This window comes from Cryobacterium lyxosi (assembly GCF_004403345.1).
Lineage (GTDB): Bacteria > Actinomycetota > Actinomycetes > Actinomycetales > Microbacteriaceae > Cryobacterium > Cryobacterium lyxosi.
Window position 1 is genome coordinate 73,236 of sequence record NZ_SOGT01000018.1, and the last position, 24,360, is coordinate 97,595.

Genomic DNA, 24,360 nt, shown 5'->3' on the forward strand with positions numbered 1-24,360 from the left:
CTTCTGGCACCGTCTTCAATAACCTTGGGGCATGTCGACGATCAAGCAATCGGTCGGCCGCCAGTCCAGCAAGGTGTACCGGCGCCGGCGTTTCGTAGTAGGGCTCGGGCTTCTCGCCGTGCTCGTCATTCTCTTCCTCATCATCGTGCGACCGGGAGCCAGCAAGGGCGACGCGGAAAACTCGAAATCACCCGCGGCCGCCGTGACCGAGTCGGCCGCACCGACGGATGCAGCCAGCACGATTCCCGAGACGGCCACCGCTGTCGACGGCGCTGCCTGCGACCCATCTGCGGTAGAGGTCGCGGCCATCACCGACGCGACGAATTACGCGGCCGACGTCCTGCCGCAGCTGTCGCTCGGCCTGACCAACATCGGAACAACCGACTGTGTGATCAATGCCGGTAACGCCAGGCAGGTGTTCACCGTGATGAGCGGGACGGACGTGTACTGGACCTCGACCGACTGCCAGACCAACCCGATCGACGCCCAGGTGACCCTCAAGCCCGGGGTTGTCATGCCACTCGCTACGCCGATCACGTGGGATCGCACCCGCTCGGCCATTGATACCTGTGAAGCCGCCACCCGCACTGCGGTTCCGGCCGGCGGAGCATCCTATTACCTGCACGTGACCGTGGACGGCATCAAGGCGGCCACCCCGGCTCTCATGATTTTGAATTAGGGACCGGTCCCGAAGAACGGTCCGTATGACCGGCGGAATTGAGCCGCTTCGATGCGTTCATGTCGAAATTACGGGGCGTCGCAAAATCTATCGGCAGTGCATACCGCTGTTGGTGCCGGGGCTTGTGAATCCGTTCGCTCGTGGCGTGCGCTGCCAGTTGGGCACGCACGGCCACGCCTGATTGAATGAATGGGTGACCGATACGACTGCCAACACCCATTCCGAGGCTCTTGCCGCCGCACTGGCGGCGCAGGACGTCGTCGCCGTCGCCTATGCGCTGCGCAACGACTATATGATCGTGCCTCAACTCGTCGTCAACGGCGAGGCGGCACAGGTGCGGGTTTTTGGCCGCGAAGGCTCCGACAAGCGCATGCTGCTGCTCTTCTCCGCGGCGGAGAATTACGTGCGTGTGGTTCCCAACGACATCAACCCGCAGGTCATGGTCTGCGATGGCCAGTGGCTGCGGGAGTTTCTCACCGTGCATGCCGCGACGCTGGAAATGGTCTTCTTCGACATCGCCGGGCCGAATGTCATGCAGGCCGCTCCAGCTGACCTCCTGAAGGCACTGAGCCCGCAGCTCGGCCGCAGCGACGACGAATAACGGCACGTGCCTAACGCTCGACTGTCTCGCGCGTTTTGCACGTTCCGTGGGTCACCGAACCGCTGAACCGCGCTGGCCTATCCCCACGCCCGATCGAGTTCGGCGTCGCGTGGATTGCGGGTGGTGCCGAGCGCGAGGGCAACCGCCGCATGGATCGAGCCGCAGGCGGCGTCGATCTGGGTGGTGAACCCCAGGCGTATGGCCTCGTTCACGCGTTGTTTCGACATGAGTGCGCCTCGTACCTCGCCGGCCAGGCTGATTTCGCCGAACGCGACCACGTTGTGCGCCACTGCAAGACCGGTGAACGCCGAGGCGATGGCAAGCGCAATTGCGAGATCGGCGGCCGGCTCATTCAGCCGGATGCCGCCGACCGTCGACACGTAGACATCTTTGGTCGACAGATTCATGCCCGCGCGCTCCTGCAACACCGCGAGCAACATGGCGACGCGGGCTGAATCGACGCCGCTCGTGACGCGGCGCGGGTTCGGAGCCTGGGTGTCGGTGACGAGCGCCTGCACTTCGACCGGCATGGCACGGCGGCCCTCCAGAGCAACCGTGACACAGGTGCCATCGACCGGCTCGGTGGCTCGGCTCAGGAACAACCCACTTGGGTCGGGGACCTCGGCGATGCCATCACCGGTCATCTCGAAGCAGCCGACCTCGTCGGTCGGTCCGAACCTATTTTTCAACGCCCGAATGAATCGCAGTGACGTTTGGCGGTCCCCCTCGAACTGGCAGACCACATCGACCAAGTGCTCAAGCACCCGCGGCCCGGCGATCGAGCCGTCTTTGGTGACGTGACCGACCAGTAACACTGGCAGGTTGCGGTCTTTGGCGACCCGAATCAGGGTGGAGGCCACCTCCCTCACCTGGCTGGGCATGCCCGGCGAACCGTCGGAGAGCGCACTCGACACGGTCTGCACCGAGTCGATGATGATGAGGTCGGGCTTGACCGCGTCGATTTGCCCAAGAATGACCCCGAGGTCGGTTTCGGCGGCGATGTACAGTTCGGGTTCGAGCGCGTTGGTGCGTTCGGCGCGCAATCGCACCTGGCTCACTGACTCTTCGGCGCTGACGTAGAGCACGCGGCTCTTCGCCGCCGCTGCCTTGGAGGCGACTTCGAGCAGCAGCGTAGATTTGCCGACGCCCGGCTCGCCGCTGAGCAGAACCACCGACCCGGGCACGATTCCACCGCCGAGCACCCGGTCGAATTCGTTGATACCCGTCGGCCAGTGAGCGGCGGCATCCGTTTCAACATGGGTGATGGGGCGTGCGATGCCATCGCCGACCAGCGTGATGGCCTTGAGCTTGCGGGTGATGCCGGCCGTCTGGCCAGCGTCGACGACGGTGCCCCACTGCTGGCATTCGCCGCAACGACCTGCCCATTTGAGAGTGGTCCAGCCGCACTCAGAGCAGCGAAAGGAAGAGACGGATTTTGCCATATTCCGAGCCTAGCCGCGGCCGCCGACAGGCGACCGCGCACGCGGTGCGTGCTCTAGTCGGCCTCGGTTGACGTGTGGCTGACCGCTGAGAAACGCTGCGCAATGTCAGCGCTCATCGACGGCAGGAACGCCTCGGCCCAGGACCGGTATCCACGGTCGTTGGGGTGAAAGAGATCCTTGGCGACGTGGGTCAAGATGCTGCGAAGGCCGGCCCGTTTGGTCGTTGCGTGCAGCGGAACCACCGTCAGCTTGTGCTCGGCGGCGATCCGGCGAATGATCTCGTTGGCTACCGCCACCTTGATTTCGTTGTGCGGGAGGTGAAAGCAGGGGAGGTCGGCGACGAGGGCGTGCGGCGGCAACGCGTCGAAAACGGAGCGAATGCCGGTTTCAAAGGCCGCAGGATTCCATTGGGCGATGTCGTTGGCGCCGATCGCGACCGTGATGAGGTCGGGCTTGAGGTTGTCGAAGCGCGGAAGTTGATCGCGCACGGCCAAAGCAACCGTGGCACCCGACACGCTGAGGTTCACGACGCGAACCGTTCGTCCGGTCGCCAGCCGTACGTGATCGGCGAGAACGCCGACGTAGCTCTTGTTCGGGCTCGAGGCACCGATTCCTTGGGCGGCACTGTCGCCGATCGCGACGTAGAGCAGTTCGCCCGGGCGTTTGGCGTTGTCGCGCCACCATGCCGAGTGCACCGGAAGGGTTTCGTTGAGAATGACCTTCTGTTGTTCGAGGTCACGGCGAAAACGGGTAGTGGCGAGCACGATACCTGTCGCAGCAACGGCTACTCCGGTAGCGATGGCAGAACGGATGCGTGGAGTCGGTGAAGTCACCCGCCGAGGCTACTCCGCGGTATCCGTGTGTCTGCTGCATATTGGCCGATTGGCGTCGACCCCGAGTCTCTACTAGAATTAACGGCGGTACCGTGTCCGAGCGGCCGAAGGTGCGACTCTCGAAAAGTCGTGTGGGGGAGACTCCACCGTGGGTTCAAATCCCACCGGTACCGCCACGAAAAACCCCCTACATCCCAGTGTTTCACTGGGGAGTAGGGGGTTTCGTTTTGCCCGGATGGCCGTTTTGCCCACACTTCAAAAAGTTTTGGTCATAGAAAACCCGCTATGACTTGATCACACGGAGGTTCCGGTCGAGTTCAGTCCGCGTCGATCGCCGCCGGTGAACGCTCGAGAATGCGGCGTCTCACGGCATCCACGATCGGCACAGCGGTCGTTCTCCGCTTCGCGGGTGGCTGGTCAAAAACTAGGCTGGAGTTGGCTTGCTCATCGTCGTGGAACGCATGCGCGCCTCGTCGAGAGCGTTGCCCACGCGATCCAGATCATCGTCAAAAAGGTCGGCATAGGTATCCAGTGTCATCGCTGCGGAGGAATGCCCGAGCATCCGCTGCACGGCTTTCACGTTAGCGCCAGCCGAAATTGCCAGACTCGCCGCAGTGTGCCGAAGGTCATGACGGGTGATCGACGGAAAATTGGGATCGGCGATTTGACACTTCTTGAGCGCCGCCATCCACCAGCGGCGGCGGCTATCTGGCGGACGAACGAACGCGATGCCGGTACCGAAGACTAGGCTGCTGGCCGCTTTGCCGACGCACAATTCCTTCAGGGGTGTCGAGAGAAATCCCGGGGAAGGGACGCTGCGTGACTGGTGCGACTTTGATGTGCCGAGCACGAAAGCCCCACCGACACCCACAGCATTCTGGTTCACGTTGACGCGTCGACGAGCAAAATCGAGGTCTTTGACCCGCGGCGCCGTCATCTCACCCCACCGGAGGGCTAACTGAGCAGAACAGAACCCGTCAGTCGATTTCCGAACCAGTTGTTTAGGCGTGAACGGACATCTGGGCAATCGTGAACGGAAAATGACACCAAGGGGCAGACGAATTCTGATCCTCGTGGCAGGGGACGGGTGCATGAAACTCGAACGAGTGGACGGTGTGGAGGAGCCGAAGTCGGTCACGGGCACCGGGATGTCCTGGCTGCACCCGAGTTTCGAACACTGCTCTGGATGTTCAAGGACAGGTCGCGCAACTGCAGCAAGTCGGGTGCTACGACGTCGGATAACTCTGGTAGCCATCAAGCTCGATCGCCTAGTGCTAGGTTCGTGCTTATTTTTGCTCCTTTCGGCCTTTCAAACGGATTTTCCTTGATGGTTGTGTCCCATAACTATTTCCCTGATTTCAGCGATCGGGAGTTTCGGGATCCGATTTTCGTCGGTAAGGCCGTTCGCTTCCTGCAGTGTGTCAGTCAGTTGGGTGTAGCAGAATCCGGCGAGAACTGGACTCTGATGGAGCGCTGAGAACAGTTCGCGGAGTCTGTGCGCGTAGTCTTCTGCTGACTCGACTGTCGAATAACCCCAAGTCTTGATCGGGCTGTCAGGCGCATAGGTGACGCCGCCAAACTCCGAGACGATCACCGTCTGATTCTGCTGCTCGCCGGCGGGCAGCAGAATCAGACGTCGTCCAGCCGGCCCGAGACCGTCAACCATGGTCTGAATTGACTGGGCGTCCTCATAGTGGGATATCAACGCCTCGCCCGTGGAAGCGTAGTCATGAATGGTCAATAGATCAGATTCAGCGTGTTCCCAACCGTCGTTCGAGATGACCGGTCGTGAGCCATCGAGTGCCTTGGTGAGGTGGTACAAAGCCTGAACGAAGTGCAGCTGAGCCCGATTGTGTGCGACGTGTTGTACTCCCCAGCTTTCGTTGAGCGGAACCCAGGTGACAATGCACGGATGCGAGCGGTCTCGTTCGATGACGCTCAGCCACTCGCGTGTCACCCGTTCCACTGATGTCGCCGAAAATTCGAATGCGCTGCCCATCTCGGCCCAAATCAATAAGCCGAGCCTGTCCGCCCAGTAGAGGAAACGTGGGTCCTCAACTTTTTCATGCAGTCTTGCTGCATTGAAGCCGAGATCCTTGATGAGTTGAACCTCGGTTTGAAGCGCCTTCGCGTCAGGAGCGGCAAGGAAAGATTCTGGCCAGTAGCCCTGCTCCAGAACTGACCGAATGTAGTAGGGGCGGTCGTTGAGGAGGAAATGACCTCGTTCCGCTCTCGTACTGCGCAAGCCGAGGTACGACCAAACTTCGTCGAGCACGTCGCCGGCCGCGTTGAGAAGGGAAACTCTGGCGTCGATAAGTCGGGGGTGTTCCGGAGACCATAACAGAGATTGGTATGCCTGGCCGTTTGCCTGATTTGCGAGGTCGCAGGTTAACCGAACCCGAGGCTCGGCGGTCGATACCTGGTGCGTGGATAGATGGTGGCCTGCGATGGACAGGTCCACTCTCACTGTGACGGTTTCGCGGGTGCGTTGAAACATTTTGAGGTCGAGTTGCGCTGAACCACTGGGAACGTTTGGCTCCCATGTTAGGGCGCTGATTGAGATGGCGGGAACGCTTTCCAGCCATACTGTTTGCCAGATGCCACTAGTCCGGTGATACCAGATAGAGTGCGGTTCCTCCTGCCAGTCCTGTTTGCCGCGAGGCTGTGAAACGTCGTGGGGATCGTCCTGTGCGCGGACCACGAGCGTGAAGTCTGTGCCCTCGGCAACGTGTCCGGTAATGTCGAATGAAAAGGGAGTTTGTCCCCCTTCGTGCGTGCCGACCAGGTGACCGTTGATCCAGACGGTGGCGTAGTAGTCGACTGCGCCGAAATGTAAAAATACCCGATCGTCAGTGCAGGTCCGGCCGCTTGAGCGGATGTCTTCCCGGGTCATGGTCCGCCGGTACCAGATGATGGGATGGTACCGGGTGTCTGCTATCCCGGAGAGCGCAGATTCCGGTGGGAAAGGAACCGTGATCGTGCGGGAAAGCAGATGTTCTGTGGAGAACCACTTGAGGTCGAGGCCAGCGTCAGCGTCATCATGATCAAAGGACCATTCGCCGCAAAGGCTCCGCCATTGCTGGCGGACCAGTTGCGGGCGAGGATACTCGCCACTTTGAGTGCTGGCTCTAAAGGACACCGCATCACCGGGAGCGCCAGAAAGATCCATTATTATCCTTTCACCCCAGCGTTTGCAACGCCGTCAATGATTTGTCGTTGAGCAAAAAAGAAGATGATTAAGACCGGTAAAGACGCGATGACTGCCCCCGCCAGGATGAGCGAATAGCGGACGGCATATGCGCTCTGTAGAAGGGACAGACCCGGCTGGAGGGTGAAGTTTTCAGTGCTGAGGAGAACATAGACGGGCCACAAGAATTCGTTCCAGCTTCCCAGGAAGCTCAGCACGGCGAGCGTCGCTAGTGCCGGTTTAGCAAGAGGCAGGACTATTTGGAGAAAGATTCTGAGCTCCCCCGCCCCATCCATTCGCGCGGCCTCTTCGTACTCCTTCGGAACTCCGAGGAAAAACTGGCGGAGGAAGAAGACGCCGAACGCCGACGCTGCACCCGGGACAATCACAGCCAGGAGATTGTCAAGCCATCCGAAGCTTTCGATGATGACGTAGTGGGGAATGAGAAGAATAACCGGCGGAACCAGAAGAGTGGCGATGATCGCGCTGAAGATCAATCGCTTTCCCCAAAATTCGAGGCGGGCCAGCGCGTATCCTGCCGTTGACGCAGTTGCGAGGATCAGTGCGGTCTGAGCTACTGCCACCACTGTGCTGTTCCAGAACCACTTAGCGATCGGTTCCGGACCGGTGAAGAGCCGCTGGTATGCGGCAATCGTGAATGGTTCAGGAAGCGGTGACAGCGGTGCGCTGATGATTTGAAAGTCGGCTTTCAGGCTCGAGAGAATCATCCATAACAGCGGGACGACAACAATAAAAGAGATTGCGAACAGGACAGCGTAGATATGAATCGGAACGGACGTCATCCGGCGCCGACGTCTCGTGTCAACTTGTGTAGCCATTATGGACCTTCACTACTTTTCTCGCTGGACCCGGAAGTTGATGATGCTGATGATTGCGAGGAATGCAAAAAGGACGTAGCTCATTGCGGCAGCCGGGCCCATCTGCTGGTTAGCCAGCCCTTCTTCAGCGATATACATGATCACTGTCCTTGTTCGCTCTCCCGGTCCGCCCTGGGTAATGAGGTAAGACTGGCCGAACATGTTGGCCGAGGAGATCACGGTCAGTGTCGTGACGAAAAGCATTACGGGCCGTAAGCCGGGCAGAGTGATGTGCCAGAACCTGGTCCAGACGCCGGCGCCGTCAACCGCAGCTGCGTCGTACAGATCCGGGTTGATTCCCTTCATCCCTGCCAGCAAGATCACGGTATTGAAACCCGCTGTCCACCATACGGTGACGGCGACAAGCGAAACCCAGGCCCACGGCATGGCCGATGTCCATGGGATCGTTTCTTCGAAGCCGAGGGCCTGTAGAGCGGCATTGACGACGCCTAGCTGCGGATTCAGAAAGAAATTCCACATCACTCCGACCACTGCAACGCCTAGAACATAAGGGGCAAAGAGACTGCTCCGGAAAGCGGAGCCGCCTCTGATGTTGCGGTTGAGCAACGATGCAAGGGCGAGGGGGACAGCGAGCATGAGAGGAAACGTAGCAATTGTAAAGATCCCCGTAGCACCCATACTTTGCCAAAAGTTGTCACCCGTGAGCGTCCCCGGCGTGAAAAGGTCCGCATAGTTATCCAGACCCACGAACGGCTTGGTAGGCAGAATAGGGTTCCACGTATGGAGGCTGATCCATAGGCCCAACACAATCGGCACAACGATGAAGACGATGAACAACAAGAGGAACGGGGCCAGGAACAAATAGGCTGTCAGGTTACGCCGCACGTGGACAGATGGGCCGCGGGAAGCCCCCCGGAACGATCGAATCCGAGGAGCCTCCAGAACAGTGCTCGTCGCTGTATCAATCACCGTACTGGCTTCGGTTCCGTTCTAGGATCTGGCCAGATTCGGCAGCTGCGGCGTCCAGTGCTTCCTGCGGAGACTTTTCACTTCGGAGAGCCTCGCCCAGTGCAGTCAGGATCGGAGCTTCGGCGGCCACTGTGCCGGGAGCGGAGAACTCATAGCGGGCATACTCCAGCTCATCGATGAATGGCTCAAGCCGAGGATACTGTTCGAGCAGAGCCGGGTCTTCTCGAACACTGTTCAGTGCGGGCAACTCACCAAGGCCTGCCCAGTCCAGGGAGTGGTCATTCATCCACTGGACGAAGATCGCAGCTGCCGCTGTTTCATTCGGGCTTTGGTTTTTGTTTTTGGGAAAGACCCAGTGAGTTGAGCTCGACCATACGGCCTTCTCGTCGCCGATCTGAGGAACAGCAGCGGCCACCCAGTCGACCTCCTGCAAGGTCGGATTTGTTGTGTTCCATACGCCAGTCCAGTAGTAAGCGTTCTCCCCGGCGATAACCGGGTTCAAGCCACCGGCAAGTTCCTTGGGAGCATAACCTTTGTCTACGAGGTCAACCATCCAGCTGAGTGCCTTAACACCGGCATCCGAATTGAAGGTTGCCTCAGTGACCTCTTCATTGAACAGCTCTCCGCCAAACTGCCAGAGCATGGTCTTGAACATCAGCATCCCCGTGAACATGTTGGGGTCGAGTGACTGGCCTTGGATGCCTGCATCCTTTAGCGCCTCAAGATATTCCATGTAGGACGCGTTGTCGGTGGGGACAGCCTCGGCGCCCAAGCCCGCTTTCTCCAGCACATTCACGTTGGCATATATGCCGAGAGGCGTCACGCTCCATGGAAGCGCATACTGGGAGCCGTTGTACGACCCTGCTTCAAGCAAGCCGGGAGGAAAGTCCCCCTCTTCGTAGCCTAGCGAATTCACAATCTCGTCGGCCTCAATGAACTGTCCCTGTACGGCGTAGGTCGCGATGTCATCGCCGTGAAGTACCGCCACGTCCGGACCTTCGCCAGACTTGATTGCCAATGGCATTTTCGAACTCATGTCGTCCCAGGGCGTCGGGGTCTCCTTGACCGTGATGGTCTCGTGTTCCTCGTTGAATTTGGCGATCAGCTCAGGTACAGCCTCCACGGCCCCGCCGCCGGTGAAACCATGCCAGAAGTCAATCGTCACTGGCTCACCGTTGTAGGCCGAGTCTTCGACGGTGGCTTCACCGGCCCCATTTCCGCAAGCCGTAAGGAGACCTATAAGAATTGCCGCAGTGGATGCAGCCAGTACGCGGCTACCTGCTCGGTTGTTGTTCATTTTGCCAATCCCCCAATATCGTCGAGTGCTCGACCTCGAAGAACATAACTTCATGGTCTGAACCCCCAGTGAACAAGGGGGAACGGAGTCGTGAACGAACCATTGCGATGCCGTCACGCACTACTGCGTGTTAGCGCCCGGAGGAGAACCAAATGTCGAGCCCAAGTTTCCTGAGCCTACCCGTGAAGCGGTGGCCGCGAAGGAATGGGTGCGCCTGTCCAAGGAGCAGGTGCCCCGCGACAGGGACGGAGCGTTCGCTCCGGTGATCGTGCCGAAATGACATCGCCGTTTGACTGGCGTCTATGAGATCGTGCTGTCCTTGTATGCTCGTGGCCTGACGACCGGCGAGATCAGCGCGCACTTCAACCAGATTTATGGTGCGCAGGTATCGACAGAGACCATCTCCCGCATCACGGACAAGGTGATCGAGGAGATGCGGTTGTGGCAGTCACGCCCAGTGGACAGCGTTTACGCGGCGATCGTCATAGATGCGATCGTGGTGGAGATCCGAGACGGGCAGGTCACCAACCGGCCCATCCACGCGGCCATCGGCGTGACCCCGGACGGCGATAAGGACATTCTCGGGCTGTGGGCCGGCGCCGGCGGAGAGGGCGCTGAGTTCTGGATGTCTGTGCTGACGGACATCAAAAACCGAGGTGTCACCGATACGTTCTTCCTGGTCTGTGACAGCTTCAAGGGTCTGCCCGACGTCGTCGGGACGTGTGGCCGCTGACGATAGTGCAGACCTGCATCATTCATCTGATTCGCAACACGTTCAAACTCGCCTCAAAGAAGGACTGGGATGCGATGAAACGAGCGGTGAAACCGATCTACACCGCTCCGACCGTCGACGCGGCGCGGGCAGCGTTGGATGATCTGACCGAGATCTGGGGTAAGGAATACGGTGCGATCGTCCGGTTGTGGGAGTCGGCGTGGGAAGAGTTCACCCCGTTCCTGTCCTACGATCCCGAGATTCACCAGGTGATCTGCTCCACCCATGCGATCGAGTCGCTCAACGCCCGGTATCGGCGGGCGGTCCGGGCTCGAGGACATTTCCCCACCGAGCAAGCCGCTCTAAAATGCTTGTATCTGGTCACGCAGAGCCTTGACCCCACGGGAGTGGGCCGAGCTCGATGGACGACGAGGTGGAAACCAGCTCTCAACGCGTTCGCCCGTAGCCGCTGGCCGAACGCAGAATCCTACTAATGAAAAACGCCGGAAACACCGATCCCGAGACACTCCCGCGTGTCGCCCTTGACACGGATCGAGGTGTCCGTGATGCTCAACGACAGCTCCAGGTGGTCCCATATCACTGGCTAGCGGCAAGGCTCGCCAGTCGTCGGCTGACACGGTGCGCAGTTCCATGGTCAAGCCGTGAGCATACCGACTGGTGCGACGGATCAAGTCGCGAGTGATGAGGAGGGCTCCGCGAGCGGGTCTGCCGCTCCTAGTCGAGTGTCAAGCGGCTTTTTTGACGGGGAGGAGAGGCGATATTGACGCAATCGCGTTGACATTTGATTTGAGGTTCCCATACGCTATCGGACGAAGACATATGTAGTTGTACGCAACATATTGCATAGCGTGCCGATAGCAACCATGTCAGGTTGCACTCAATGAGGAGTAGACCTATGAAGATGCATGTTCAACGCCTAGTGACCGGGATCGCGGCGGTCGGGCTGATGCTCAGCCTCGGCGCTACTCCGGCATATGCCGACGACGAGTACAAGGTGCTGGTCGTCGGCGACACCCTCGGGTACAGACACTCGCACATCGATGACACGACGCTCGCAGTCATTCAGCTTGGTCAGGAGAACGGGTTCACCGTGGACGTCTGGGATCCGCGCCAGACGACCCGAACTCTTTCCACCACTCCGTTCACCACAGCCGACGATCTTTCGCAGTACGCGACCATCATCTTTGCCTCACCAGTGGACGGTACGAACGACCTTGACCCGGTCCGTCCGCGGCTCCTCGATGACGTCGAGTTGTCGGCATTCCAGGGATACATTCGAGGCGGTGGTGGTTTTGTCGGTCTGCACGCAGCGACAGATTCGATGCACACGGTGCCCTGGTACAGCGATCTCACCGGAGGCGGCGCCCGCTTCCGCAGCCACCCCGCACAACAGACAGCTACGATGCGCGTCGAGAGCCCGACTCATCCGTCGACCGCGATGCTGCCGGCTGAATGGGTGCGCTTCGACGAGTGGTACAACTTCACGACCAATCCCCGCGAAGACGTGCACGTGCTGATCACTCTCGACGAGTCGACGTACAACCCGGGCAGTGGCGCGATGGGGGCCGACCACCCCCTCGCGTGGTGCCAGAACTTCGAGGGCGGTCGCTCCTGGTACGAAGGCGCTGGGCACATCGACGCGAACTATTCCGATCCGCTGTTCCTCGCTCATATTCTCGGCGGCATCGAATGGACCGCCGGTGTCGTCATCGGTGGCGGCGACTGTGTCACTTTTGGTGAGGTCGAGGCAGTTCTGGCGGGAGTGAAGGACGGCTCTATGAAGTACGCGCAGCTCTCCGCTCAGCTGGAGGCCTACCTCGACGACGCGGAGATTGCGGCGGACGCGGGCGACCATGCTGTCGCGACCGCCACGCTGCACAAGGCGCGGGCCAAGGCGCACGGACTCCACGACGACGTCCTGGTGTCGAAGCTCGGTGACCTCATCACGTGGCAGGAGGGCTTGCGCTCCTGAGCCCATGCCGCGGTGGCTCGATCTCGAGTTCTCACGAGCGCACAAAAGTGCTCCATGATCGGTCATGCCCTGTCGATAGAAGGCGTGATCGATCTCCGGGCGCTGTCCGGCGCCGTCGACTGAGCCAGAAGGCACTCGGTGTCTCGAAACCTTACTGTGTCGAAACCCGTAGGTTGGAAGACGGCCAGAGTCACAAATCGTTGTCGCGTCGACCACTGGAATCCGCCGCACCTTGGGGGCTCTAGCGTCCGGGCAGGTCATCCGGGAATCCCGCGTGAATGGGACGGCGATATAAGTTTCACAAGGTTCAATCGGCTGAGAGCCCAGACGTGCGGCGCAGAAAGTCGCTGGACACCAACAGGAGCATCCACTCAATGGAACGTGACCTTCGAGAAGAATTCAGGATCGCGTAAGGGCCAGCGGCTCACGTGGGGGGTGACGGGGGAAACTCCCCACGTACAACGAGGAATTCCCCCTTGTTCCGGGTGTGGCGCCGGCCATAGCGTCGGCTAAAGGTCGCCAATCGCTACCTGAAGTATTAAATCAAAGGAGATTGTTGTTATGGCGCAAAGCACCGTGCAAACATTTATCAGCCCAGGTCGGTACGTTCAGGGCAAGGGCGCAATATCGAGGTTGGGTGAGGAACTTGCCCAAATCGGAAAACGTCCACTCATGATTTGCGACGACATGGTCTGGAATATCGTTGAGGATGACGTCACGGCCAGCCTGAAGGCCGCCAAACTGCCCGTTATCCGCGAGAAATTCAACGGTATTCCGCACCCGAAGGAAATCGGGCGCTTCGTAGAGCTCCTCAAGAAGCACAATGCGGACATCGCCGTTTCTGTCGGTGGGGGAAGCACCCACGATACGGCCAAGGCCGCTGGCCATAGCGCTGGTATCCGTTGGGTGACCGTGCCGACCACAGCATCGGTCGACGCGCCGACTTCGACGTTGGGTGTCATCTACACCGAGGACCACGCATTCCTTGAGTATCTCTACTTTCCTCGCAACCCTGACCTGGTGCTCGTGGACACGCAGATCGTCGCGAACGCCCCGGCTGAGTTCCTTATCGCTGGCGTCGGTGATGCGCTCGCTACCTGGCTCGAGGCGAAGGCTGTCGCAGGGTCTTTCTCCGACACGATCGCGGGAGACCTTCCCACCCTCACCGGCACGGCGCTCGCACGCCTATCGTGGGATGTCTTGTGGGAGAACGCTATTCCGGCTATCGCCGCAGTGCGCGATCACGTCGTCACACCGGCTCTTGAGAAGGTCATCGAGGCGAACACGTTGCTCTCCGGTCTCGGGTTTGAGTCCGGCGGTCTGGCGGCAGCGCACGCGATCCACAACGGTCTCACTGCCGTACCGCAAACCAGGGGCGTTCAGCACGGCTACAAGGTGAATGTTGGGTCGGTGACGCAGCTCGTCCTTGAGGGCGCACCGTTCGCCGACATTCGGGCGTTTGTGGAGTTCACAACCCGCGTCGGACTGCCGACCACCCTGACTGAGGTTGGTATCGATGTTGACGACGCGGAAACACTGCGCATCGTCGCCGAAGCGGCCACGGCAGAAGGCGAGACCATTCACAACATGTCGTTCGAGGTCACGGCGGAGAGCGTCGTGTACGCGCTTATCTCGGTCGAGCGACTGTCGCGTCAGATCCGTGCAGAGGCAGGCTTGCCTGAACCCGTCAAGTACGTGGCCCATCACTAGGCGCATGACATAACTCGGCATCACAGCGGAGGGGTATCCACCGGCCACGGGTCAGCGGATACCCCTCCGCCACGTTCATCGGCCGGTCCATGCGGACGACCTCCCCTCATTGGTTAGAAAGCGGTGTTCGGAGGCTCTCCTGATTGAACCGAGGGTGTCTCTCGAAACCGCCCCTTGGCTCATCCCTCGGCTTTGCCAGGGGACCATCACCCTCCGGGCCTGACGCGGCCGCCCTGCGAAAAGTACGCAACCCGCGGGCGACATTCGCCGAGTGCGTGAGTACGTCTTTGAGCGCCTTCGGTTTCGGCGGATATCGCACAGTGCGCACGTACGGATGACAGCGTTCACACCGGGACAGTCATCTCCGCTGGTCAGAATTCCGATGTGGGCCACTGCGCATCACCTGCCACGTTCCGTCTCTTCTTGAATGTCGTGCCACGTCACCGTGGTGCAACGCGCAGGCAAAGCCTCCACGCTCGCCGACAAGAGCCTCGACCGAGTCTTTCTTGGCAACCATGCGCCCCGCGCCCAGACCAGGAGGAGTTCCCAGACGTCGACGTAGGGAAAAGGCCGAGGGAAAAGACGTAGGGAAAACCAGCATCGAACATGATTTACTGGGTACTGGCTTAGCTATGCAAGAGCGGTGACGCACGTTGTCCTCGAAACTAGTCCGGCTGTTTGCCCTTCGTCAGAGAGGACGTAATGTGCACGCTTCAGAGGACCTCGTAATCGAGTCTTCAACCGAGTTGCGCGAACAACTCGACACCGTGACAGATCTCGCCCGCGACCTTGCGGGACGCTTCGAGTTGGCGCCGCTCCTCGAGCGCATCCTGGGTCACGCGATCGCACTCCTTGGTTGTGAGAGCGGCTCGATCTCGCTGGTTGACGAAGCCAGCGGAATGTACACCAAAAAAGTGGACCTCGGGGTCGGCTGTCACGAAGGGCAGACATTTTCGCTCGACGAGGGAGTCACTGGCGAAGTCGTCCATAGTCGTGGAACTGTCATCCTCGATGAGTACGCATCGGTACTGCGGGCTGGCCACATTGCACCGGATGACCCACGGTTGCACTGCGCTGTCATCGGCGTCCCTATTCAATGGGATGACAGCATCATTGGAACGTGCGTCATCTTCAGCGCCACTCCTGGGCGTGTGTTCACGACGACAGATGCCAAACTCGTCGAACTCTTCGCGCACCACGCGGCGATTGCGCTCGCGAATTCAACACTGTACGCGAAGGCTGCTGACCGCACTCGCGAGGCTGCCGTGGCTGCAGAACGAGAGCGGGCCGTACGGGACGTCCACGAGACAGTCGGGAGGTCGCTCGCATCGTTGCTTCTGCACCTCGACGAGGCAGACAGGGCGAACCGCAACGGCGAACCTGCCGCAATATTCATCAGCAGTGCCCGCACGGTCGCCCATGACGCCTTGACCGAGACGCGCCGTACGGCACTCGGACTTGGCCCGGCATCACTGGAGGGTCGAACCCTCGAGGCAGCGATCGGCACAGAGCTGGCCTGGGTGGAGTCCATGTGTTTGACGACGACTGGATTCGTTATCGTCGGCACACCGCGCCCTCTCGCGCCAGAGATCGCACACCAGGCATTCAAGATCGTTCAAGAAGCCCTCAGCAACGTTGTCTCGCATGCAAGTGCCGGAAGCGCTCGGGTCGGACTCGTCTACGACACTCAGGTGCTGTCAGTTTTAATCGATGACGACGGTCGGGGTTTTGACCTCGCCGAGGCACACGGCGGGCACTTCTCGTCATTGTCTTCCGGCTGCCTCGGGCTCCACGGGATGATGTCGCGCGCAAGTCACCTCGATGGTGAGCTCGACATCGATACGACTCCGGGATGGGGAACGAAGATCAAAGCGACTATCCCGTATATTTCCGGAACCGGCGAAAGCGTCCCGCAGCCGCGCTGGAAGGTTCTCATCGCGAACGACCAACCGATTATCAGTGCCGGACTCGTTCGGCTCCTGAATCTGAGCGAACCTGCAATCCAGGTCACCGCGGAGTTGAGCTCGGGGCGTCAACTGGTCGATGCCTATGAGATGCTTCGTCCGGACGTGCTCATTGTCGACCTACGGGTGCTCAACGGGGAACTATTCGGCACGCTCGCGAAGATACGTGAGTTTGACCAAAACGCCACAATCGTTGTCCTCACAGAAAACCCGACCGTTGACCAGATTCGTTCAGCGACGCAAGCAAACGTCCGCGGATTCCTCAGCCTCAAGTCCGATGCGGCAACGATCTCACGCGTGATCATTGCCGCGTGTCGTGGCGAAGCGCTGCTTCAGAACGATATTCTCGACCACCTCACCGGTTTCTCCGCCCATGCATCCGACGATGAAACTCTCACCCCACGGGAGCGTCAGGTGCGCCCACTCGTCGAGCGGGGCATGGCAGATAAGCAGATCGCCAGCGCGTTGTTCATTTCGGTTAAGACGGTCGAAAAGCACGTCGGATCATTGCTCCGAAAAACCGGGGCGCACAATCGCACGATGCTCGTCCACATGAACCGGGAACACAGTTCGGTAGGCGTGATCGCCGAGCGTTAGAGAATTCCCCACCCCGAAAAGGCGGGGAAATCCTGTATGGTTCGAGTCGTACCACCTGCCCTACCGTAAAGATACCCAAACACGGAGGTTGCTGTGAGTGTCGTGCCAATGAAAGATATCGTCGATCGCGCATTCAGCGACCGCTACGGTGTCCCTGCCATAAATGTCTTCAACGATTTAACGTTGGAAGCGGTGCTTGCTGGGGCCGTAGAGGCAAGATCCCCACTGATTGTTCAAACTTCAGTGAAGACCGTGCGGAGCATCGGGAGTGGCGTGTTTGCTAGTCTCTGGCGGTCATTGACCGAGGGAATAGAGGTGCCGGTCTCGTTGCACCTAGACCACTGCCCGGATCGCGCCGTCGTGACAGAGTGCCTCAAGCAGGGGTGGAACTCGGTGCTTTTTGACGCCTCCGCACTACCGGTCGAAGAGAATCAGCGGCAGACCATCGAAGTCGTGAAAGAGGCCCGGCTCTACGGCGCTCACGTCGAGGGCGAGATCGAGGCCATTACGGGTGTGGAAGACGACCACGGATCCGACCAGGAAACGGCGCGACAATCGCTTGAAGTCTCGCTGCGTTTTATTGAGGCGACTGGTGTTGACGTCTTTGCCCCATCGATTGGTAATGCGCACGGAACGTACAAGGCCACACCCGTACTCGACTTCGACCGGGTCACTGACATTGTGGAGCGCCATCCAATCCCGATCGCATTACACGGCGGGAGCGGCCTGACCTCCGAGCAGTTCAGTGACCTGATCGCGCGCGGTTGCGCGAAGGTCAACATATCGACCTCCCTCAAGGAAACCTTCATGAAGTCAAGCCTCACCTTCCTCACTGAGGCACAGAAAAACGACAAATGGGATCCACCGTCGCTTTTTGCCCACACTCGGGCCGACATCGTGCACCTCGTCGTCAATCTGGCAGGTCAATTCGGTAGCGCTAATAAGGCGTGGTGAAAGCGATGCCTGCTCTGATCTTCGACTGCGATGGCGTACTCGCCGACACGGAGCAGTACGGTCACCTGCCCGCCTTCAACCAAACCTTTCGCGAATTTGGGCTGCCCGTGCAGTGGAGCATCGAGGACTATGCCGACAAGGTGAGAATTAGTGGAGGCAAGGAGCGGTTGATGAGTTTGATCACACCCGAGTTTGCTGAACTGATCGAAATCCCCGACGACCCGACGGCACGTACTGCTCTCATAGCGTCATGGCATCGCCGGAAAACCGAGATCTACACGGATCTGATCGAGGGTGGTGTTGTGCCAGCGCGACCCGGTATCGATCGAATCGTGCGGGAGGCGAGTGCGGCAGGATGGACCCTCGCGGTCGCGTCTACATCGGCGGAGCCATCCGTTCGGGCGGTTCTTACCCACGCCGTCGGTCTCGAGCAAGCATCACGTTTCGCAGTTTTTGCAGGCGACATCGTGGCGAAGAAAAAGCCGGCACCGGACATCTATCTGCACGCGCTCTCTGTGCTTGGAATATCGCCAGATGATGCGATCGTTGTCGAGGATAGCGAAAACGGCTTGCGCTCAGCGACGACGGCTGGTCTGCGAACCGTCGTGACGGTGAGTAGCTACACCGCTAGCGAGGACTTCTCCGCCGCCGCCCTCGTGGTCTCTTCACTTGGTGACCCGAATCCCGGCGAGATGACCCAGGTAATCGCAGACCCGTATGACATCAACCCAAGGTCGTTCATTCAGCTGGGCGATCTCGCCCGCATGGCAGCGCTCCCTCACGCCAAACCTCAGGAGGCACAATGAAGACCCGCAGCATCATCGACACTGAATTCGTCGTCCGATCGATTGCCGAAACGGCGATTGAAAACGAAGACCCGTTTTGCGAACTCGACTCCGTCGTCGGAGACGGCGATTTCGGATACTCGCTTGCCCGCGGTTTCGAGAAAGTATTAGAGGAATGGGACGTCTTCGACCGCACAGACTCGAGTATTTTTCTCAAGAGTATTGCGCACACGATCACGAGCCGTATCGGGGGTACCTCCGGCCCCCTCTGGGGCACCGCCTTCCTGCGTGCTTCCACCGCAGTGCGCGGTCGCGATGAGGTCGGCGGCGCCGACGTGGTCGCAATGCTGCGAGCGGCGATCGAGGGCATCAAGGACCGTGGCAAGTCTGATGTTGGCGACAAGACGCTGCTCGACGCGCTCGTTCCGGCGACTGACGCTCTTGAGGTGGCCGTCGCACAGGGCTCGTCTTTCGAAAAAGCACTTGACGAGGCAGCGAAAGCCGCACGTGTTGCAGCAGACGCAACCAGCTCTCTTCAGGCAAGACGCGGACGCGCCAGTTACACCGGTGAGCGCAGTATCGGCTCGCCCGATGCCGGTGCGGTCGCCATAGCCGTCATCCTCGAGCGACTCACCGTACAATCGCGTGCCCGCTAACCCATAGGCCCCTCTGCCCTACCCGTACCCGAAGCCCATTCAGCATCACAAAGACGTGGAGAAACCATGAAGAAGTTCATCAACGATCCCAAGAATTTCGTGCCGGAAATGCTCAAGGGCCTCGCCCTCGCAAATCCGGACACGCTGAAGTACGTCCCGGAGTACAACCTCATCCACCGTGCCGATGCACCCAACGCAGACAAGGTGACCATCATTCAGGGTTCTGGATCAGGCCACGAACCCGCCCACGTCATGACTGTTGGGAGGGGAATGCTCGACGCTGCTTGCCCCGGAGATGTCTTCGCTGCCCCTCCCGTCGATTACGTGTACGAGACGACGAAACTGCTCGCCTCGCCGAAGGGAGTGCTACTGCTCGTCAACAATTACACCGGAGACCGAATGGCATTCGAGATGGCGCAGGAAATGGCACGCGCCGACGGTATCAGAGTCGAGATGCTCTTCATCGACGACGACGTCGCGGTGGAGGACTCGCTGTACACGATCGGTCGCCGCGGCGTCGCCGGCAATTTTTTCGTGATGAAGGCAGTAGGCGCGGCCGCGGAAGCCGGCGCCGACCTTGATGAAATCATCCGGATCGGTGAGAAGGTCAACTCGGTTACGCGTACGATGGGTGTCGCACTGACGGCCTGCACCCCGCCCGCGAAAGGGTCACCCCTTTTCGATCTCGGGCCAGACGAGATCGAAATCGGTATCGGCATTCACGGTGAGCCCGGGCGCAGGCGCGGCAAGCTCGTCTCGGCAGACGAAATCGTGGATGACATTCTCGGAGCCGTCATCACGGACTTACCGTTCGCGTCCGGCGATCGTGTCGCGCTCATGGTGAACGGCCTCGGTGGCACGCCGATCAGCGAGCTATACCTGCTGTACGGCCTGGCACACGAGAAACTAGTCAGCGCGGGCATCACCGTCGGCCGTAACTACGTCGGTGAGTACTGCACGTCGCTGGACATGGCGGGCGCGTCAATCACCCTCGTCAAGCTCGATGAGGAAATCGAGTCGCTGCTCGCAGCACCGGCCGAGATCCCGATCCGCGTTTTCTGACTCGAACGTGCGCGGTGGGACTGGCACCAAAGCGGTGATCAGTCCCACGACGGGGTGGTGATTATTCAGGTGCCCCGTGACCGGGACGGCACGTTCCCTCCGGTGAAGGTGCCGAAACGACGGCGTACTTCCTTAATCGTGTGTGTTGTGTGGGGAGATGAATGGACGGCTTGGGGCAGAGTCGATCCGCGTCACACGGATCTGGCCGTCTGGCCTAGCTCAAATTCCTCCTATTTTTAGTTGATCCGCGATGTACTCGGCCTGTCGGATGGCCAGCGCCACGATCGTGAGCGTGGGATTGGCGGCCGCGCTGGTGGTGAACACGGACCCATCGCTGATGAACAGGTTGGGTACGTCGTGGGCACGTCCCCACTTATCAACGACACCATCTTCGGACCGCGCACTCATTCGGGAGGTGCCCATATTGTGTGTAGACGGATACGGGGGAGTGCGCTGCGCACCGACCGAACCAACAGCCTCATACAGCAGTTCCGCTTGCGCGTATCCGTGCTCCCGCATGGCAATGTCGTTGGTATGGTCGTCGAAGTGCACGTTGGGTACGGGAAGGCCATTCTTGTCAGACACCGTCGTGTTCAGAGTGACTCGGTTACTTTCCTGTGGCAGGTCTTCGCCGACGATCCAGAGCCCGGCCGTGTTGGCATACGCTTCGAGAATTTCGGTGAATTCACGCCCCCACGCCCCGGGATCGCTGAAGCTGGCCAAGAAGGCTGGCCCCAGTGAAATTGTCTCCAAAAAGTAGCCACCAGCAAAGCCTCGATCGGGGTCATGCCCGGACTCGTCCGCGATCACTCCGGCCATGGTTTCACCGCGGTGCATCCGTACTGGATCGCTGAACCTGGCGTAGACCGAACCGGTGGTGTGTCGCATGTAATTGCGGCCGACTTGGCCGGAGGAATTGGCCAAGCCATCGGGGAACATCGGGCTGGCCGACTGAAGCAAAAGCCGGGGCGTTTCTATAGAGTTCGCAGCGACTGCGACGAGTCGGGCGGCCTGCCGTTGCAAGTTGCCGTCTTTGTCCAGATAAAGTACGGCGTCTGCTCGTCCCGAAGCATCGTGGGTGATCTGCACCGCATGGCTCTCGGGTCGTAGGTCAAGCAACCCCGTTGCTTCTGCACGAGGGATTTCGCGCACCAGCGTCGACCATTTCGACGTGTTCTTATCACCCTGAAAGTTGAAGCCGTCCTGAATGGATGCCGGACGACCGTCGTACTCCTCAGCGTTCGTCGCATACGGGCCGGTCGAATAAAACTTGTATCCCAGCCGTTCGGCGCCGTTTGCGAAGACCGTGTAATTGTTATTCGCAGGTAGCGGCTTGCGACCGTGCACGTGCGTCGATCCCATCGCGACTTCGGCTTTGTCGTAGTACGGCGCGAGCTCGGCCAGAGTGATCGGCCAGTCGAGGAGATTGGCACCGTCGATTCGACCGTAGGTACTTCGCGCAGCGAATTCGTGAGCTTTGAATCGCGGTGTCGCACCGGACCAATGCGTTGTCGTGCCACCGACCGCCTTCACAATCCATGTCGGAAGGTTGGGGAAATCGCGAGCAATTCGCCAAGAGCCGGAGGTGGTTCGCGGGTCAAGCCAGGCCATCTGGTTGAAGGCCTCCCACTCGTCGTTGACGTAGTCCTCGTTGCGCAGGTACGGACCCGCCTCCAGAACTACAACCGGAAGACCTTTCGCCGTCAATTCGTAAGCAAGCGTTCCACCCCCAGCTCCTGATCCGATAATGACGATCGCTGCCTCATCATGCTCGATATTGCTCACTTCGTCATCTCCATCATGGTTGCGTCGCGTTTACCGGGTTGATTGCTGGTATCACGCTCTATCGCGGGCGTGTTTTCGCCGCCGCGTATTTTTGCCACCGACGCGTTTGTGGCAATTTCGATGAGTTGCTCCGGCCCGTCGTAGCTTTCGATCCGCGCTTCGGGAAGCCAATCAAGGTCGTTGAAGCCACGGTCGATGTATCCACCTTTGTCGAAGCTTGGTCCTTCGTAGCCGAGGATCTCCCAGACGTCCTCGTTGTCATACAGATTCAGCACGGTCGTGCGCCTGATAAAGCCAAAAAACTCCGTGGTCTCGATTCGGCGCAAAACCTTGGTGCCGTCTTCGTCGTTCAGATCGCGGAAATCGCCTCCGGCCAGGTGGCCCAGAGTGAGGAGCCCCTGCGTGAGCGCGACGCGAAACCAGGTTGAGTTCTCGGCCTCCCGCAAGATCGTGTCTGCCGTCCGTTCATAGGGAGCATCGGGAAATGACGGGTGAGGAAACGCAACCCGAATAACCCGGATGAGCACGCTCCGCGCTTCATCAGTCAATTCCGTCGCATTCATTTGTGGATACTTGGCGGGAAAAGCCATTATTGAGCTCCTTTGCTCACAGCTGTCGTCTCGGGGGGAGTTCGTGTTGGTGTCTTAGGGGATGAGAATTCCGCGACCGATGATCCGTCCGGCAGTCAAATCTGCGATCGCGTCAAGAGCTGCGTCCAAGGGATAAACAGCAGTGTGCAGCGTGACCTTGCCTTGAGCCGTGAGTGTCATGAGCTCGACGAGGTCGTTGTAGGTTCCGACCAAGTTTCCGATGACGTTGATTTCACGCGAAATAATCTCAATAGTGGGGATATTGACCGCGCCACCGTAACCGATCACGTAATGCGATCCACGATTACGCAGAAGACGCGGAGCGAGCAACTCCGCACCGTGCTCTCCGACGAAGTCGAACAGAACGTGCGCTCCTCCATCCGTGATCTCGAGAACCTTCTTCGCGACGTCATCGTCGGTCGTTGACAGAACCGTGTGGTGCGCACCGAGTTTCGCAGCGAGCTCGAGAGCAGCCTCACTGGGGTCGACGACCGTTATCGTCGCACTCGTAATTGCCGCGAGCGCCTGAATTCCAATATGTCCGAGACCACCGGCACCGACCACGACCGCGTGGGTTCCAGGAAATAAAACATCTGCAGCCTTACGCACCGCGTGGTACGCGGTCAGACCTGCATCAGCCAGCGCGGCTACGTCTTTCGGTTGCAGCCCGGCGTCCAACCGAACAACCGCCCGTGCATTGGTCAGAAGCTGCTGAGCCATGCCGCCATTCGCGTTGATTCCCGGAAAACTCGCGTTTTCACAGTGCGAGTCCTGGCCCACTCTGCAGGCCGGGCACAGACCACAACTAGTCAGCGGATGCATGATCACCGTGTCACCCGGTTTCACGTTATGCACCGCACTGCCGATTTCGCGAATCCATCCCGCGTTCTCGTGCCCCAATGTATACGGCAGGTGCGGGTGCTGGATGGGATCCCACTGCCCTTCAATAATGTGAAGATCCGTGCGGCACAAACCAGCAGCACCAACATCAACAATGACGTCCCACGGCCCGATCAGATTGGGCTCGGCCGCCTCCTCGATCTTCGGATTTTCCCCGTAACGGTGCAGACGAACAGCCTTCACAATTTCTCCTCAGTGAGATCACACAAGCTACACCCGTGCTGCGCTTCAGTTTGGAACACCTCAAGACGCCACACCACGCCGGTTATCACAGAGTGAGAATGCATCGTTCAAATTGATTCCAGCGAATCCGTCAACCGCGCTGCGGTCCCGTCGAGCCGATGGCCCGCGCCGGTAAAGAGCGGGGTCAGTATTGCGCAAGCCCGGGAATACAGGACTGTATAACAGTCTTTAATGCTGACAGAAAGCAGGGCTATTACTGCGCCGGTTTCTCGGGGTGGTATGAGCTTCCGGGCGATACGTGGTCGTGTTGTACCCCAAATTTTCACAGTGGGACCGCACGACCAAGATTCAGCAGTGCAGTCCCTGCGATGGGTACCTCTCCGTGGACTAGTCCTTGATGGTGGATCGTTTGAGGTTTGTTGCGTCTTCGAGGGATAGTTCGGAGTCGGCGAAGGTTTGGTCGTCTGCGAATGATTTCATGCGTGCGATGCGGTAGATGATGAGGCCGTAGAAGCATTTGGCGAGGATGTCGGCGACGGAGTAGCCGATTTGTAGGCCGACCCAGGCGTCGGATCCGTCGATGCCGATGCCGGGGAGTAGGTAGGCGATGGGGTAGACGCCC

General features: G+C 59.5%; 19 protein-coding genes, 1 tRNA gene and 3 pseudogenes. 12 read left to right on the forward strand and 11 right to left on the reverse strand.

Features of this window, described 5'->3' with window-relative positions; all coding sequences use genetic code 11:
- The first annotated feature begins 31 nt into the window (after positions 1–31).
- Both E3T27_RS15835 and E3T27_RS15840 read left to right on the forward strand, forming a co-directional pair.
- Positions 32–679: a hypothetical protein gene (locus tag E3T27_RS15835; RefSeq protein ID WP_104195959.1), complete on the forward strand. Its 648-nt coding sequence runs from the start codon at positions 32–34 to the stop codon at positions 677–679.
- A 193-nt stretch (positions 680–872) separates the two neighbouring features.
- A complete protein-coding gene (locus E3T27_RS15840) occupies positions 873–1,280 on the forward strand; it encodes a dehydrogenase (protein WP_198416551.1) in 408 nt (135 codons plus the stop codon).
- Between the two features lie 77 nt (positions 1,281–1,357).
- On the opposite strand, the gene radA is transcribed toward E3T27_RS15840, so the two are convergent.
- Positions 1,358–2,722, reverse strand: coding sequence for a DNA repair protein RadA (radA, locus tag E3T27_RS15845; RefSeq protein WP_104195961.1), 1,365 nt, complete (start codon positions 2,720–2,722; stop codon positions 1,358–1,360).
- Positions 2,723–2,775: 53 nt separating this feature from the next.
- Positions 2,776–3,555: an SGNH/GDSL hydrolase family protein gene (locus E3T27_RS15850; protein ID WP_134573946.1), complete on the reverse strand. Its 780-nt coding sequence runs from the start codon at positions 3,553–3,555 to the stop codon at positions 2,776–2,778.
- Between the two features lie 86 nt (positions 3,556–3,641).
- Between E3T27_RS15850 and E3T27_RS15855 the strand changes: the two genes are divergently transcribed.
- A tRNA-Ser gene (locus tag E3T27_RS15855) sits at positions 3,642–3,731 on the forward strand.
- A gap of 248 nt (positions 3,732–3,979) precedes the next feature.
- Here the strand turns inward: E3T27_RS15855 and E3T27_RS15860 are convergent.
- The 5 genes from E3T27_RS15860 to E3T27_RS15880 all read right to left on the reverse strand — a co-directional run bounded on the left by E3T27_RS15860 (position 3,980) and on the right by E3T27_RS15880 (position 9,847).
- On the reverse strand, positions 3,980–4,693 hold the full coding sequence (locus E3T27_RS15860) for a site-specific integrase (RefSeq protein ID WP_241992291.1): 714 nt from the start codon (positions 4,691–4,693) through the stop codon (positions 3,980–3,982).
- Positions 4,694–4,864: 171 nt separating this feature from the next.
- Positions 4,865–6,724, reverse strand: a complete 1,860-nt coding sequence (locus E3T27_RS15865) for a glycoside hydrolase family 2 protein (protein ID WP_134573949.1) — start codon at positions 6,722–6,724, stop codon at positions 4,865–4,867.
- 2 nt (positions 6,725–6,726) lie between these two features.
- Positions 6,727–7,581 carry a carbohydrate ABC transporter permease gene (locus E3T27_RS15870; RefSeq protein WP_134573951.1) on the reverse strand — a complete coding sequence of 285 codons (855 nt, stop codon included), beginning with the start codon at positions 7,579–7,581 and terminating at the stop codon, positions 6,727–6,729.
- A 12-nt stretch (positions 7,582–7,593) separates the two neighbouring features.
- The gene (locus E3T27_RS15875; protein ID WP_241992292.1) at positions 7,594–8,466 is read right to left on the reverse strand and encodes a carbohydrate ABC transporter permease; all 873 of its coding nucleotides are present in this window, start codon (positions 8,464–8,466) and stop codon (positions 7,594–7,596) included.
- Between the two features lie 76 nt (positions 8,467–8,542).
- Positions 8,543–9,847, reverse strand: coding sequence for an ABC transporter substrate-binding protein (locus E3T27_RS15880; protein WP_166786247.1), 1,305 nt, complete (start codon positions 9,845–9,847; stop codon positions 8,543–8,545).
- A gap of 190 nt (positions 9,848–10,037) precedes the next feature.
- On the opposite strand from E3T27_RS15880, the pseudogene E3T27_RS15885 reads away from it, so the two are divergent.
- The 9 genes and pseudogenes from E3T27_RS15885 to E3T27_RS17430 all read left to right on the forward strand — a co-directional run.
- Positions 10,038–11,053 (forward strand): annotated as a pseudogene (locus E3T27_RS15885) (IS256 family transposase).
- 422 nt (positions 11,054–11,475) lie between these two features.
- A complete protein-coding gene (locus tag E3T27_RS15890) occupies positions 11,476–12,552 on the forward strand; it encodes a ThuA domain-containing protein (RefSeq protein WP_166786248.1) in 1,077 nt (358 codons plus the stop codon).
- Positions 12,553–13,113: 561 nt separating this feature from the next.
- Positions 13,114–14,262: a glycerol dehydrogenase gene (locus E3T27_RS15895; protein WP_104195965.1), complete on the forward strand. Its 1,149-nt coding sequence runs from the start codon at positions 13,114–13,116 to the stop codon at positions 14,260–14,262.
- A gap of 704 nt (positions 14,263–14,966) precedes the next feature.
- On the forward strand, positions 14,967–16,823 hold the full coding sequence (locus E3T27_RS15905; protein WP_166786249.1) for a LuxR C-terminal-related transcriptional regulator: 1,857 nt from the start codon (positions 14,967–14,969) through the stop codon (positions 16,821–16,823).
- 108 nt (positions 16,824–16,931) lie between these two features.
- A complete protein-coding gene (locus tag E3T27_RS15910; protein ID WP_233200542.1) occupies positions 16,932–17,777 on the forward strand; it encodes a class II fructose-bisphosphate aldolase in 846 nt (281 codons plus the stop codon).
- 5 nt (positions 17,778–17,782) lie between these two features.
- Positions 17,783–18,583, forward strand: coding sequence for an HAD-IA family hydrolase (locus tag E3T27_RS15915; RefSeq protein ID WP_104195968.1), 801 nt, complete (start codon positions 17,783–17,785; stop codon positions 18,581–18,583).
- A complete protein-coding gene (gene dhaL, locus E3T27_RS15920) occupies positions 18,580–19,218 on the forward strand; it encodes a dihydroxyacetone kinase subunit DhaL (protein ID WP_134573963.1) in 639 nt (212 codons plus the stop codon). The genes E3T27_RS15915 and dhaL overlap by 4 nt, the downstream gene beginning before the upstream one ends.
- A 66-nt stretch (positions 19,219–19,284) precedes the next feature.
- Positions 19,285–20,280 (forward strand): dihydroxyacetone kinase subunit DhaK, encoded by a 996-nt coding sequence (dhaK, locus tag E3T27_RS15925; RefSeq protein ID WP_134573965.1) that lies wholly within the window; start codon positions 19,285–19,287, stop codon positions 20,278–20,280.
- Positions 20,279–20,406: pseudogene (locus E3T27_RS17430) on the forward strand (transposase); the annotation flags it as partial. The gene dhaK and the pseudogene E3T27_RS17430, both read left to right, overlap by 2 nt.
- A gap of 93 nt (positions 20,407–20,499) precedes the next feature.
- Here E3T27_RS17430 and E3T27_RS15930 read toward each other — a convergent pair.
- The 4 genes and pseudogenes from E3T27_RS15930 to E3T27_RS16685 form a co-directional block, all read right to left on the reverse strand.
- Positions 20,500–22,065, reverse strand: a complete 1,566-nt coding sequence (locus E3T27_RS15930; RefSeq protein ID WP_104195971.1) for a GMC family oxidoreductase — start codon at positions 22,063–22,065, stop codon at positions 20,500–20,502.
- Positions 22,062–22,655 carry a hypothetical protein gene (locus E3T27_RS15935; RefSeq protein WP_174722239.1) on the reverse strand — a complete coding sequence of 198 codons (594 nt, stop codon included), beginning with the start codon at positions 22,653–22,655 and terminating at the stop codon, positions 22,062–22,064. Before E3T27_RS15935 ends, E3T27_RS15930 begins: the two co-directional genes overlap by 4 nt.
- Positions 22,656–22,709: 54 nt before the next feature.
- Complete coding sequence (locus E3T27_RS15940; protein ID WP_134573967.1) at positions 22,710–23,738, reverse strand: NAD(P)-dependent alcohol dehydrogenase; 1,029 nt, start codon at positions 23,736–23,738, stop codon at positions 22,710–22,712.
- 387 nt (positions 23,739–24,125) lie between these two features.
- Positions 24,126–24,360, reverse strand: a pseudogene (locus tag E3T27_RS16685) (bacteriorhodopsin-like); the annotation flags it as partial.